The following is a 14,167-nucleotide window of genomic DNA, read 5'->3' as shown; positions in this document are numbered from 1 at the left end:
GCTTCGACGGCTATTACATCGTCAGTGCCGATAATTCTTCCGGCTTAAACCCAATGATACGTTGGGTTTCCTGATCCTGGTTAAGGACGATAACCGTGGGGACGGTACGTACTTTATATTGGATGGCCAGTTCCGGTTTATCAAACGGATTTACTTTTTCATACGAGATACCTCTGCGGTCGAGAAACTCAGACACTTGATTGCAGGGTGCACAGTCATTTTTTTCAAACTTAATAATCCGCGTCATAGCAATAAGATTTTTAAATGTTCAATACCAATCGGCCGCCGAATGTTTCCCGGTAGATCCCGATAATTTTTAGTCGCGTCGGTTGGTAAGTTGTAGCCTTGAACAAATATCAGCTATTTAATTTCAGGACGGTAAGAATTGTTATCAACAGATGTTGAATTATACACATTGTGGATAATTCATGTAAGTGTAAGTGGTATTAATCTATTGATAAATAGTTGTTTGCGAAAATAAAACTCGACGATAAGTTGCTGTGGTGGATAATTTTTGAACGGTTTCGGTATGTTAATTGATATACGTATCCGCTATGGCCTAAACCGCTCATGAAGCCTTGTTATTTTTGCAGGTTTGCCTGCCGCCTTCAGATGAGGTATTCAAATAATGTTTGATCACTGTTCACTTCCTTGAAGTCAAAGCGGTGTTTACGCATACGCTCCACCAAAGCGGTGTAATCGGTAGCTTTTTGCAATTCAACGCCTACTAGCGCAGGCCCCCGCTCGCGCTGTGTCTTTTTGATGAATTCGAAACGGGTGATATCATCATTAGGCCCCAATACATCGTTGACGAATAGTTTAAGTGCCCCCGGGCGCTGTGGAAAGCGGACGATAAAGTAATGCTTCAATCCTTCATACAATAGCGAGAGCTCTTTGATTTCGCCCATGCGGTCGATATCGTTATTTCCACCGCTTATGATACATGCCACTTTTTTGCCTTTAATCTCGTCAGCGTAGAAATCGAGCGCTGCAACGGCGAGTGCCCCGGCGGGCTCCGCTACAATGGCATCCTTATTATATAATTCGAGGATGGTGGTGCATATCTTGCCTTCTGGGATAAGTTGTACATCACGCAGTAGTTCCCTGCTATATTGATAGGTGAGGTCACCGATACGTTTCACGGCTGCGCCGTCTACGAAACGGTTGATTTCATGGAGCGTTATCGGTGCGCCATGTTCCAAAGCCGCTTTCATCGAAGGTGCCCCTTGGGGTTCCACGCCATAGACCGTGATTCCCGGTTTGGCTTCCCTGAAATAGCTCCCCACGCCGGACACCAGTCCGCCTCCGCCGATCGGAATAATGACGATGTCGGTATCGGGTTCATCCTGGAGGATTTCCACCCCCACGGTACCCTGCCCTTCGATGATGTCCGGGTCATCAAATGGATGGATAAAGGTCATGCCGTGTTCGGCACAATATGCCAGGGCAGACTGCTGGCAATCGTCAAACGTATCGCCTGTCAGGATGATTTCGATACGGCCATTGCCGAACATTTCGGTTTGACTGATTTTCTGACGAGGGGTGGGGCCTGGCATGAATATCACGCCGTTGATACCAAGCCGCTTGCACGAAAAAGCCACCCCCTGGGCATGGTTCCCTGCACTGGCACATACCACGCCTTTGGTACGTTCGGCTTCCGTAAGTTTGTTTATTTTATTAAACGCGCCCCGCAACTTATACGAACGGACTACCTGCAGGTCCTCCCGTTTGAGGTATACAGCTGCCCCGTATTTTTCAGAAAGCCGCAGGTTGTATTGCAAAGGGGTGTGGGTCACAACCCCTTTCAAACGTTCTGCCGCTGCCTCAGCGCGATGCTTCATGGAGCCGGGGTTGCAGCCGCTTCCACCTGGCCCACTTGCGCGGCCAGCCAATCGCCCACCTCACTGGTCTTATAGGCCTTGTTTTTTCCCGCCAGATCTTCCGTCACGATTCCTTCGGCCAATGACTGGTTTACGATGGTACGGATGAGTGCCGCTTCGTCCTTTAGGCCGAATGCATCTTCGAACATCATGGCCGCAGAAAGTACGGTAGCCAACGGATTAGCGATGTCTTTACCTGCAGCCTGTGGGTAAGAGCCATGTATCGGTTCAAACAGCGAAGTGTGGACGCCGATCGATGAAGATGGCATCAACCCCATGGAACCGGAAATGACCGATGCCTCGTCGGTAAGGATATCACCGAATAGGTTTTCGGTAATCAGCACATCATAGGCACTTGGCCACTGCACCAAGCGCATGGCCACTGCATCCACAAACTCATAGCTCACTTGCACTTCGGGAAAGTCCTTTTCCATATCCTGTACGGTTTCCCGCCACAGGCGAGAGCTTTCCAATACATTCGCCTTGTCTACGCAGCATAGCTTCTTGCTCCGGCTCATCGCCATCTCAAATCCCAGTTTCGCTAAGCGCTGCACCTCTTCACGTGTATAGGTACAGGTGTCGAAAGCGGTATTGCCATCGTCCTTACGGCCTCGTTCGCCGAAGTAGATGCCGCCGGTAAGCTCCCGGAGGATAATCAAGTCTGTACCTTCGATGCGCTCCCTTTTCAGTGGCGAATTATCGATCAGAGAGGGGAATGTAAAGGTAGGCCGTACGTTGGCAAAAAGGCCGAGCTTTTTCCGCATTTTCAATAATCCCTGTTCGGGTCGTACAGTGGCTTTGGGATCATTGTCGTAACGGGGGTGGCCGATGGCACCAAACAATACGGCATCCGCCGCCATGCAGATCTCGTGGGTTGAATCCGGATAGGGATCGCCTACCGCATCAATCGCAGCGGCTCCCGTCAGTCCGGAGGTCCAATTTACCTGATGGCCGAATTTTACGGCTACTGCATCCACCACTTTTACGGCTTGTCCAACTACTTCAGGGCCGATTCCGTCGCCCGCTAAAAGCGCTATATTTAATTCCATGTTGTAAAGTTAATAGTCAAAAGTGAAAATTTAAATTCATACTGGCTCTGGCCGAGTGCCCCGCGTCTCTTGCCTTATCGCATTAAGCATTTTTTGGGTAGCCTTGATCGCAGATACCGTTTGATCCGAATCGAGCCCGCGTGTCGAAAACGTCCGTTTTCCGGCTTGCCAGGTAATCGTGGTTTCGCAAAGCGCATCCGAACTGCTTCCGGGGGCTATACGGACGTTATAGTCGATCAAACCCGGTAGGCGGATGTCGTTTTTGGAATAAGCCATGGTCAGCGCATTCATAAACGCGTCAAACTGGCCGTCTCCCTGTGCATGTTCTTCAAATAGTTTGCCGTTTATCCGCACAGCTATCGTTGCTGATGGACGGAGACCCTTGGCGTGTGTGAGTACGTAGGATTCTACGGAAATCTGCTCTTCGTGCACGTTGTTGGCCAGCACATCCGATATAATGTAGGGTAGGTCTTCAGTGGTTACGTTTTCCTTCTTATCGCCAAGTTCGATAACCCGTTGGGTTACTTTTTTCAGGTCTTCTTCGTTCAGCTTGAGGCCAAGTTCCTGCAGGTTTTTTTCGATGTTGGCTTTACCCGACGTTTTTCCCAGCGCATATTTGCGTTTGCGGCCAAAGCGTTCGGGAAGCAGGTCATTGAAATACAGGTTGTTTTTGTTGTCGCCATCTGCATGGATGCCCGCGGTCTGGGTGAAGACATTATCCCCGACGATCGGCTTGTTGGTAGGTATCCGTACCCCCGAAAAATTTTCCACAAGCTTGCTTACCGTGTAGATAGCTGACTCCTTGATGCTTACTTCGGCATCATCCAACAAATCATTGATGGCCGCAACGGCACTTGCCAATGGCGCATTCCCGGCCCGTTCGCCCATTCCGTTTACGGTCAGGTGTAATCCATCAATGCCGGCTTTTACCGCTTCCAAAACATTTGCGGTACCGAGGTCATAATCGTTGTGCGCATGGAAATCGAGATGAATCTGCGGATAGCGCGCCCGCAATGTGCCGATGAAAGCCGCTGTTTCCGTAGGTGTAAGTACGCCAAGGGTGTCGGGCAGCATGATGCGGTCGATAGGCTGCAGCGCCAGAAAATCGAGGTATTGCAGTACATACTCCGGGGAGTGGCGCATGCCGTTACTCCAGTCTTCCAGGTATACGTTGCTTCGAATTCCTTTTTTTGCAGCCAGATCGATAACCGTGGCAATTTCGTCGAAGTGTTGCTGCGGAGTCTTCCGCAATTGATGGGTCAGGTGGTTGAGCGAGCCTTTGGTCAGCAGGTTTTGCACCCGGACGCCCGCCTGTTCCATCCACCCGATTGATAGGCCGTTATCGACGAACGCGAGTACTTCAATGCGGTCCAAACATCCGTTATCGGCAGCCCAAGCGGCAACGGCTTTCACACAGTCCAATTCGCCTTGTGACACCCGTGCCGACGCAACTTCTACTCGGTCTACCCGAAGTTCTTCCAAGAGCAACTGAGCGATGGTTAGTTTTTCTGAAACCGAGAACGACACGCCCGAGGTTTGTTCACCATCGCGCAGTGTTGTGTCCATGATTTCTATCTTCCTATTGCCCATGTAATTATAACGGAAGTGTCTTTGAAAACTCTTGGATGTTAGCTTTGATGTTGAGCAGGTAATCGATATCATCAAATCCATTCATCATGTTGCTCTTTTTGTAGGAATTGATTTCGAATGATTCTTTTTCGCCGGTTGCTAATAACGTGACAGTCTGTTCTGGCAGATTCACTTCCAATGTCGTATCCGGGTTGGCATAAATCGCAGCAAACGTCTTTTCTAGGAATTCAGCGCTTACCTGCACGGGCAAGACACCTATATTCAGGCAGTTACCACGGAATATGTCTGCAAAGAAACTGGAAATCACACACCGGAACCCGTAATCGTAGATTGCCCATGCCGCATGTTCGCGGGAGGAACCGGAGCCGAAATTCTTGCCACCCACCAGGATTTTGCCGGTATAAGTGGAGTCGTTCAGTACAAAATCGGTTTTCGGACTATTATCGGGATGGTATCGCCAGTCACGAAAAAGATTATCACCAAACCCTACTCGTTCGGTAGCTTTGAGGAATCGTGCGGGGATGATTTGGTCGGTATCCACATTCTCAATGGGGAGCGGTACCGCAGTGCTTGTCAATATATTAAAACTTTCGTATGCCATATTTTTATTGTAAGAGCGTTCTGGGATCGGTTACTTTGCCGGTTACTGCCGCCGCTGCCGCCACCAATGGACTGGCTAACAATGTGCGTGCACCGGGCCCCTGCCGACCTTCAAAATTGCGATTGGATGTACTGACCGCATATTTGCCAGCAGGAATCTTGTCATCATTCATCGCCAAGCATGCGGAGCAGCCCGGTTGACGAAGCGTAAAGCCGGCCTCGGTAAGGATATCTAGGATACCTTCCTCCTTGATTTGCTTTTCGACCACATGCGAACCGGGAACGAGCCATACCGTCACATCGTCCGCTTTGTGTTTTCCCTTAACCAGCGAGGCGAAAGCGCGGAAATCTTCTATACGGCCATTGGTGCAACTTCCTAGGAACACGTAGTCGATTTTTTTGCCGACCATCGCCTCTCCTTCGTGGAAGCCCATATAACCCAACGATTTCTCATAGGTGGTTTTTCCTCCTTCCACGGCGTCCGCGTCTGGTATATCTTTCGTGATGCCGATGCCCATACCTGGATTGGTACCGTAGGTAATCATCGGTTCAATTTCAGATCCATCAAACGTAAGTTCTTTATCAAATGTTGCACCTGCATCGGTTTTGAGGGTTTTCCAGTATTCCATGGCTTTATCCCAATCTGCACCCTTAGGGCTGTATTCGCGGCCCTGGATGTAGTCGAATGTGGTCTGGTCTGGTGCAATCATGCCGCCACGCGCACCCATTTCGATGCTTAGGTTACAGACGGTCATTCGGCCCTCCATGCTCATCTGTTCGAATACGGTGCCGGCATATTCCACGAAGTAACCTGTTGCTCCGGATGTGGTCAATTTGGAAATAATGAATAACGCCACGTCTTTCGGCAATACACCCGTTCCCAATGTACCGTTGATGGTAATGCGCATCTTTTTGGGTTTGGGTTGCATAATGCATTGCGTGGAGAGCACCATTTCCACCTCAGACGTACCGATACCAAAGGCGATAGCGCCGAATGCGCCGTGGGTAGAGGTGTGTGAATCACCGCAAACAATCGTGGCGCCGGGTTGCGTAATCCCGTTTTCAGGGCCGATTACGTGGACGATGCCATTTTTGTAGTGTCCCAACCCCCAGTGCCGGATGCCATATTCCTTCGTGTTTTCTTCCAGTGCTTTCAGCTGGTTGGCAGACAGCGGGTCTTCTACGGGTAGGTGCTGATTGATCGTTGGCGTATTATGATCTGCTGTGGCGAACGTCCGTTCGGGATATAATACCCGGATATTACGGTTGCGTAAGCCTAAAAATGCCACGGGGCTCGTTACCTCGTGAATCAGATGCCGATCAATAAATAACACATCAGGCCCCCCTTCAATTTTATGCACGACGTGTGCATCCCACACTTTGTCAAATAATGTCTTACTCATTTTTATAGTTGTTGTTTTTTTTGTTAGCTGATGACCGTTCGTTAATAATTTACCGTTTCCAGTTCAATAAACTTATTCAGCGCATCGAGATAGGCATTTGCTGATGCCCTAACGATATCCGTACTGAATCCATAACCCATATACGATTTATCCTCATAGACCACGCGCATATCCACTTTGCTGACATCGTCGCTGCCACCGTGGATGGAATGGATGTTGAATTCTTTGATTTCGATATGTTTGCCAGTGATTTTTTCAATCGCTTTGATGGTAGCACTTACGGGGCCATTACCAGTCGCAGTAGCTGCATAATCCGTGCCGTTGTGGCTGATCTTGATGGTCGCTACTGGTGTTTCTTGATCACCGGTAGTCACCTGAAGTGTGCTTATAGCGAGCCCATTTCTAATGTTTTCTTCTGCCTTGGCACCCATCAGTTGGAGCAGGTCGTCGTCTTTTAGTTCCTTTTTTGCATCGGCCAGTTCCAGGAACCGCTGATAGACCTGATCGAGGTCAATCCGGTCGATGGCATAACCCAGGCGCACCAGGTGATGTTTCAACGCATGCCTGCCGCTACGGGCGGTTAGTATGATTTCCGATTGGTCGATACCGACATCTTCGGGGTTCATGATTTCGTAGTTTTCACGATGTTTCAGAACCCCGTCTTGGTGTATACCGGAGCTGTGTGCAAATGCATTGCGCCCTACAATGGCTTTATTGGCCTGCACGGGCATGCGCATCATACGGCTCACCATGCCACTTAGCGGGTACAGTTGCTTGGTATTGATTGCAGTGTGCAAGTCGAGGGATTGGTGAACTTTCAATGCCATGACAATTTCTTCGAGTGACGTATTGCCTGCACGCTCGCCGATGCCGTTGATGGTACACTCTACCTGACGGGCGCCATTTTGCAACCCCGCAAGGCTATTTGCAGTAGCGAGTCCCAGATCATTGTGGCAATGAACGGATATGATGGCTTGGTCGATATTTTTTACGTTCTCTTTGAGGTATTTGATTTTAGCACCGTATTGCTCGGGGAGGCAATAGCCGTTGGTGTCCGGTATGTTTACCACGGTCGCTCCTGCGGCGATAACCGCTTCGATCATGCGAGCAAGGTATTCATTATCGGCCCGGCCGGCATCTTCCGCATAAAATTCGATGTCTTCTACGAAACCTTTGGCATATTTAACCGCTTCCACTGCCCGTTCGAGTATCGCTTCACGCGTACTGTTGAATTTAAATTTGATATGCATGTCCGAAGATCCGATACCGGTATGTATCCGGGGATGCTTGGCATATTTCAGGGCTTCGGCCGCACAATCGATATCACCCTTGTTGGCGCGCGTAAGTGCACAGACCGTGGGGTTGGTGACCAATTTGGATATTTCGACGACACTGTTAAAATCACCCGGACTTGAGATCGGGAATCCCGCTTCGATGACGTCCACGCCAAGTGTTTCCAACGCTTCGGCAATGATGAGTTTCTCAGGTGTGGTCAATTGTGAACCGGGTACCTGTTCTCCATCGCGGAGGGTGGTATCAAAAACGTATATGCGGTTGGGATCGTGCAACATGATAAACTATTTTTTGTTTCTGTTATTGTATGCTGATAGCTCGCTCGCTTAATAGGCAAGTTCGCTCATCTCTTCTATTACTTGGACTTCGCCTTTTTCCAATACCATTTTCTTTTCCAAACAATTGGGCAGCTGTGTTTCGTAGTGGCCAACATAAATTAGTGTTTTCCCGAAACCGCAGAGTTCATCGACCACGGCATTGAAAAGCGCCGTCTGCGCACGGTCAAGCCCTTGGCAGGGCTCATCCAGTATCAATAATGGTGGGTTTTTGATAATCGTTCTTGCCAGCAATACCAAGCGCTGTTTCCCCAGTGGCAGGGTCGTAATCAACCGATCTTTATCTTCAGTAAGTTCAAAAAAAGCCAACAGCTGATCGATTTTCTGTTGCTGCTCATAGCTGACCTGTCTGAATAAGCCGATGCTATCATAGAAACCTGAGGCGATCGCTTGCCATACACGGGCGGTTTTATCAAAATACCAATGCAGTTCGGGAGAGATGATGCCTATGCGTTCTTTGATGTCCCAGATGCTCTCCCCACTACCCCGCCTATGGCCAAACAGACGGATGTGATTGGCGTAAGCTTGGGGATGGTCGCCTGTAATCAGGCTTAGCAGGGTCGATTTACCCGAGCCATTATGGCCCTGGAGCAGCCATTTTTCGCCTGACCGGACTGTCCAATCAATCCCTTTCAGTACCTCTTTCTCTCCATAGCGGATACGGATGTTCTCCATTTCGACCATGATGTCAGCGGATAACGCGGGCGCTTCGGTAAGAAATGGGGGTATTACCTTCCGTGAACGGCTGATATCCATTGACAGGGCTGACACGGAGTCTACCTGCTTGAGCTTTCCTTTTTCGATTTCGGCGAACCGGTTGATACAACTCGGTAAATCCGTTTCATTGGTAATGAGCACAAGGTGTACGCCGGCCGAAGCGAGCTCATCGAAAAAGCCATTAAGCTTTTGGCGTGACGCTTTGTCCAATCCGGTGTAAGGTTCGTCGACGATCAGTAGCTGGGGCTTTAACCACAGCGCTTTGATCAATTGCAATTTCTTGTGCTCACCGCTGGAGAGCTCGATCAGCTGGGTGGCCTTCAGGTCAGCAAATTCAAAAAGAACAAGGTATTTCGCTAAGTCTTCAAGGAGCAGGTTCTCGGAATTGGCATAAGCCGCTAACTCGGCATAAACCGTTAGTGTATCGTTTTTTTGTTGTTTGTTGTAGCGCTGCTGGTAGTAGAAATTACGATCTCCTTCTAAGTTGGTGAACTGGTACCAGTTGGACACGTAGAGTACACGTGGGGGCAGGGGAGATTGCGGATCAATGTTGACCTGGACGGTGCCGCTTGTTTTTTCTAAACCGGCCAATGCTTTCGCTAATGCACTTTTGCCCGAACCGCTTCTCCCACCGATGAGCCAACACTCGCCACGGTTGATTTGCCAGTCCAATTGATCCAATATCACATCATGTGCATACTGCAGGTTCAATTGGGCGATATGGACGACCGGATCAGTCATTATAGTTCGATACAAATTTATGCAAAATGGCGATGATATGCAATGGCGCCTTCTTTACGGTATGTAAGTGGTCTCCGGGCAGATCCCAGCCATTACTGGCCGTACCTGCCCGGAGACGGGTTTTTTTTAAACTGTTTTAATCGCTTTCATCGCGGTCATGGCCCTGCGTAATACCGCACCGACTTTTTCGACCGGATGCGTACGGATGGCCTCATTTACAGCAATCAGCGACTGGTTGTCTACCGCTAGGTCTTTGCCTTCGTTGAAATCCCTACCAATGATGTCTGTGTCTACGGTTTTCATGAAGCCTGCCAATAGCGGCTTACATGCGTGATCAAACAAATAACAACCGTATTCCGCCGTATCGGAGATAACACGGTTCATCTCGAACAGTTTTTTACGGGCGATGGTGTTTGCGATGAGCGGAGTTTCATGCAGCGACTCGTAGTATGCCGATTCGGGTTTGATGCCGGCTTCGACCATGGTTTCGAATGCGAGTTCAACCCCTGCTTTAATGTAGGCTACCATAAACACCGCGTGGTCAAAATATTCCTGTTCGCCGATCTTTACGTCGCCGGCAGGTGTTTTTTCAAAGGCTGTTTCGCCCGTAGCTGCCCGCCATTGCAACAGGTTTTTATCTCCATTCGCCCAATCTTCCATCATGGTACGGCTGAAATGGCCACTCATGATGTCGTCCTGATGTTTTTGGAATAAGGGACGCATAATCGTCTTCAGCTCTTCGGAAACTTCAAACGCTTTAATTTTAGCAATATTGCTCAACCGGTCCATCATGGCGGTAATTCCACCTTGTTTCAGGGCTTCGGTAATGACTTCAACACCATATTGAACCAGCTTGGCGGCGTAACCCGGCTCGATGCCTTTTTCTGTCATCTTGTCAAAGGACAGGATTGACCCGGTTTGCAGCAATCCGCATAAAATGGTTTGCTCGCCCATGAGATCGGATTTGACCTCGGCTACGAAAGATGAACGCAAGACACCTGCCTTGTGACCTCCGGTTCCCACGCAATAAGCTTTTGCCTCGGCGAGGCCTTTGCCCTGCGGGTCATTTTCGGGGTGAACAGCGATAAGCGTCGGCACACCGAAGCCGCGCAAATATTCTGCTCTCACCTCCGAACCGGGGCATTTTGGAGCGGTCATGATCACGGTGATGTCTTTACGGATCTGCTTGCCCTCTTCCACGATGTTGAACCCATGCGAATAGGATAGTGTGGCACCTTCTTTCATTAACGGCATCACCGCGTCGATTACGGACGAATGTTGCTTGTCCGGAGTCAGGTTACTGACCAGATCTGCCGTGGGGATAAGTTCCTCATACGTGCCTACCTTAAAATGGTTATCGGTGGCATTCTTCCAGGAGTCGCGCTTTTGCTCGATTGCTTCCTTGCGAAGCGCATAGGAAACATCCAGTCCGCTGTCCCTTAAATTAAGGCCTTGGTTGAGGCCCTGTGCACCACAGCCCACGATGACGATCTTCTTGCCTTTTAAAGCGCTAACGCCGTCTGCGAACTCGCTGATATCCATGAATTCAGCGACGCCTAATTGGTTTAATTGTTCTCTAAGGGGGAGGGTGTTGAAATAATTTGCCATTGTTTTATTTATGTAATTGACTTTTTTGTTGGTGTACTGCTTTTCTAAGTGCATTGGCATAGCCAAAATGAAGGTTGTCGTGGGCAAGTGACATCACCAGAACTTCTTCGATGGTATCCATTTCCAGTCCGAAGGTTGCCGTTGAATAAGGCACAACGGTCGCGAACGCACCATTTTTGTAATCCTGTTCGATCAGGTCGATCGTATTCAACGCTTGCGACTTGAGGGCGTGGATTTCCGATTCGCCGATCCAGTGTTCAGGTTTTGTGCCTTTTGCGTAGGATTCCACAAACTGTATCTGCCGGTCGGGCTGTACCTGCGTCCGCCGGTAGCACAATCCGAGCGTGCTCACCACAATGTGTCCGAAATTCCAGGCGATGTTATTGCGGAAGCCCTCAGGAATGGTATTGAGCTCGTCGATGCTTAATCCGTCTACCAGCTCAATGAATACCTTTCTGGTTTGTCTGATATATTCAAATACTAAAGCTGTCATATCCAATTCGCCGGTAGGTTACATGGTGAATACTTTGTCCTGTTTGTTGAGGTATCGATTTTCGACCACCTCTTCTGCCGGTTCCGTTTCCTCAAATTCCTTTAGTTTCTTATGGAAGCCCTCGCTGTCTTTGATGATGGCGATCCGGGCGCTGCGTACAAACTCGATGAGGTTGTACTCGGCCAGCGCATCGGTGAGCGCGTCGATTTCTTCGCGGTGGCCTGCCGTTTCAAATACCGTATAATCATTACGGATCACCACCGCACTGGCACCATACTGGCGTAACAGGCGTTCCACAGGTGCCTTTTCGGTAACGACCTCCGTAGGAACTTTGTATAGCGCCTGCTCTTGCCAGATGACCTCGTCATTGGTATTGTAGTAAGCTTTCAGCACCTCTACCTGCTTTTCGATTTGGCGGCATAGCTTTCGTACCACTTCTTCGGTTTCATTGATGACAATCGTAAACCGGTGTATGCCCTCTGCTTCCGACGGGGAAGTGTTGAGACTTTCAATATTGATTTTCCGCCGCGAAAAAATGGTAGAAATTCGGCCGATCATCCCGATGGAATTTTCCGTATATAGGGTGATGGTATATTCCTGCTTTTCCATGTTGTTCATTCAAAAGTTAAAAATTAAAAAGGGCAAAAAATTACTTCAACCTTATTTCAGCGACACTGCTTCCTTGCGGCACCATCGGAAACACATTGTTTTCCTTGCCTACCATCACTTCGAGGAGGTAAGAACCGTCGTGCGCGATCATGTCGCTGACCGCCTGTTTCAAATCCTTGCGTTCGCGGATGCTTTGTCCGGGAATGCCATATCCTTTGGCCACTGTTACGAAATCGGGGCTTGTAATGTTGACAAATGAATACCGCTTGTCGTGGAAAAGCTGTTGCCACTGACGGACCATGCCGAGGAACTCATTGTTAAGGATGAGAATCTTCACTTTGGCTCCGAATTGCATAATTGTTCCCAGTTCCTGGATGGTCATCTGGATACCCCCATCGCCGATGATGGCTACGACTGTCCGATCGGGAGTGCCGTACCAGGCACCGATGGCAGCGGGTAGTCCGAATCCCATGGTGCCCAAGCCCCCGGAGGTAACGTTGCTTTTTGACTGGTTGAATTTGGCGTAGCGACAGGCCACCATCTGGTGTTGGCCTACATCCGTGACGATGACGGCATCGCCGCCCGTAAGCTCGTTTAAGGTTCGTATTACCTCACCCATCGTCAACACTTCCGATGTGGGGTTCAATTCGTCGTGGATGACCTCTTTGATTTCTGCTTGTTCCAGCTCGCGGAAACGGCCTAGCCATTCCTTATGGTCACGCCGCGTCACCAAGTCGGTGAGTAGCGGGAGTGTTTCTTTGCAATCACCCCATACCGGCACCGTTGCTTTCAGGTTTTTGTCGATCTCTGCGGGATCGATATCGAGGTGTATGATCTTGGCCTGTTTAGCATATTTATCCAATCGACCCGTTACCCGGTCATCGAAACGCATGCCGATGGCGATCAGCACATCGCAATCGTTGGTGAGTACATTTGGTGCGTAGTTGCCATGCATGCCCAACATACCAACATGCAGCGGGTGGCTGGTTTCCAGCGCGCTCAAACCCATAACGGTAGCCGCTGCTGGGATACCCGCTTTTTCGATAAATGCCTTGAACGCTGCTTCGGCCTTGCCCAGGATGACGCCTTGGCCAAATAATACAAATGGCTTTTTCGCCTCATTGATCAGTGCGGCCGCCTGTTGAACATACTCCATGCGCACAATAGGTTTAGGGCGGTAGCTGCGGATGTGATTGCACGGCTGATACCCCGCATAAGCAAACAGCTGAAGTTGCGCGTTTTTGGTAATGTCTATCAGGACGGGGCCGGGCCGCCCGGTGCGGGCCACATGGAAGGCTTTGGCCAAAGCCGTCGGGATTTCGCATGCATCGGTAACCTGGTAGTTCCACTTGGTCACCGGCGCGGTAATGTTGATTACATCCGTTTCCTGGAAAGCATCGGTGCCCAAGAGGTGTGCGAATACTTGGCCGGTGACACAGACTATGGGGTTGCTATCAATCATGGCATCGGCCAATCCCGTCACCAAGTTGGTGGCACCGGGACCACTCGTGGCAAAAACCACACCGACACGGCCCGAAGTGCGGGCATAGCCTTGGGCAGCATGGATGCCACCCTGTTCATGCCGCACTAAGATATGTTTCAGCCTGTCATTGTAATCGTACAAGGCGTCATAAATCGGCATGATCGCGCCGCCGGGGTAACCAAATATCGTGTCCACGCCTTCTGCCAGTAGCGCTTCGAGTACGGCCTGCGAGCCGCTCAATTGGGTGGTGGTTTCGGGTTCTTTTGTGATTTCCAACGTATTCATAGTCTTTTTATTATTAGCTACCAGCTTTCGGTTATCCGCTTTCAGCTTTTACCCGTCGGCCTTTTGACTTTTTAATTTTGA

12 protein-coding genes are annotated in these 14,167 nt (G+C 49.7%); all 12 read right to left on the bottom strand.

What is annotated here, in order from left to right; all coding sequences use genetic code 11:
• Positions 1-13 precede the first annotated feature (13 nt).
• The 12 genes from IEV98_RS02150 to ilvB all read right to left on the bottom strand — a co-directional run bounded on the left by IEV98_RS02150 (position 14) and on the right by ilvB (position 14,086).
• The gene (locus tag IEV98_RS02150) at positions 14-247 is read right to left on the bottom strand and encodes a glutaredoxin family protein (RefSeq protein ID WP_188504285.1); all 234 of its coding nucleotides are present in this window, start codon (positions 245-247) and stop codon (positions 14-16) included.
• Positions 248-608: 361 nt separating this feature from the next.
• Entirely contained in the window at positions 609-1,841 is a 1,233-nt protein-coding gene (ilvA, locus tag IEV98_RS02145; protein WP_188504284.1) for a threonine ammonia-lyase IlvA, read from the bottom strand.
• Positions 1,838-2,929: a 3-isopropylmalate dehydrogenase gene (gene leuB, locus IEV98_RS02140; protein WP_188504283.1), complete on the bottom strand. Its 1,092-nt coding sequence runs from the start codon at positions 2,927-2,929 to the stop codon at positions 1,838-1,840. Before leuB ends, ilvA begins: the two co-directional genes overlap by 4 nt.
• A gap of 36 nt (positions 2,930-2,965) precedes the next feature.
• The gene (locus IEV98_RS02135; protein ID WP_188504282.1) at positions 2,966-4,519 is read right to left on the bottom strand and encodes a hydroxymethylglutaryl-CoA lyase-like TIM-barrel protein; all 1,554 of its coding nucleotides are present in this window, start codon (positions 4,517-4,519) and stop codon (positions 2,966-2,968) included.
• Between the two features lie 4 nt (positions 4,520-4,523).
• On the bottom strand, positions 4,524-5,120 hold the full coding sequence (leuD, locus tag IEV98_RS02130; protein WP_188504281.1) for a 3-isopropylmalate dehydratase small subunit: 597 nt from the start codon (positions 5,118-5,120) through the stop codon (positions 4,524-4,526).
• Between the two features lie 4 nt (positions 5,121-5,124).
• Positions 5,125-6,522 carry a 3-isopropylmalate dehydratase large subunit gene (leuC, locus tag IEV98_RS02125; RefSeq protein ID WP_188504280.1) on the bottom strand — a complete coding sequence of 466 codons (1,398 nt, stop codon included), beginning with the start codon at positions 6,520-6,522 and terminating at the stop codon, positions 5,125-5,127.
• A gap of 41 nt (positions 6,523-6,563) precedes the next feature.
• The gene (locus IEV98_RS02120) at positions 6,564-8,093 is read right to left on the bottom strand and encodes a 2-isopropylmalate synthase (RefSeq protein WP_188504279.1); all 1,530 of its coding nucleotides are present in this window, start codon (positions 8,091-8,093) and stop codon (positions 6,564-6,566) included.
• 48 nt (positions 8,094-8,141) lie between these two features.
• Positions 8,142-9,608, bottom strand: a complete 1,467-nt coding sequence (locus tag IEV98_RS02115) for an ATP-binding cassette domain-containing protein (protein WP_188504278.1) — start codon at positions 9,606-9,608, stop codon at positions 8,142-8,144.
• Positions 9,609-9,734: 126 nt separating this feature from the next.
• On the bottom strand, positions 9,735-11,216 hold the full coding sequence (gene ilvC / locus IEV98_RS02110; protein WP_188504277.1) for a ketol-acid reductoisomerase: 1,482 nt from the start codon (positions 11,214-11,216) through the stop codon (positions 9,735-9,737).
• A gap of 4 nt (positions 11,217-11,220) precedes the next feature.
• Positions 11,221-11,709: a DinB family protein gene (locus tag IEV98_RS02105; RefSeq protein WP_188504276.1), complete on the bottom strand. Its 489-nt coding sequence runs from the start codon at positions 11,707-11,709 to the stop codon at positions 11,221-11,223.
• 18 nt (positions 11,710-11,727) lie between these two features.
• Positions 11,728-12,318: an acetolactate synthase small subunit gene (gene ilvN, locus IEV98_RS02100; protein WP_188506076.1), complete on the bottom strand. Its 591-nt coding sequence runs from the start codon at positions 12,316-12,318 to the stop codon at positions 11,728-11,730.
• Positions 12,319-12,358: 40 nt separating this feature from the next.
• On the bottom strand, positions 12,359-14,086 hold the full coding sequence (gene ilvB / locus IEV98_RS02095; RefSeq protein ID WP_188504275.1) for a biosynthetic-type acetolactate synthase large subunit: 1,728 nt from the start codon (positions 14,084-14,086) through the stop codon (positions 12,359-12,361).
• Positions 14,087-14,167: the final 81 nt, after the last annotated feature.

This window comes from Parapedobacter pyrenivorans (assembly GCF_014636865.1).
Taxonomy (GTDB): domain Bacteria; phylum Bacteroidota; class Bacteroidia; order Sphingobacteriales; family Sphingobacteriaceae; genus Parapedobacter; species Parapedobacter pyrenivorans.
The sequence above is the reverse complement of the archived record's forward strand: the minus strand, read 5'-3'. Positions and strand labels throughout refer to the sequence as shown.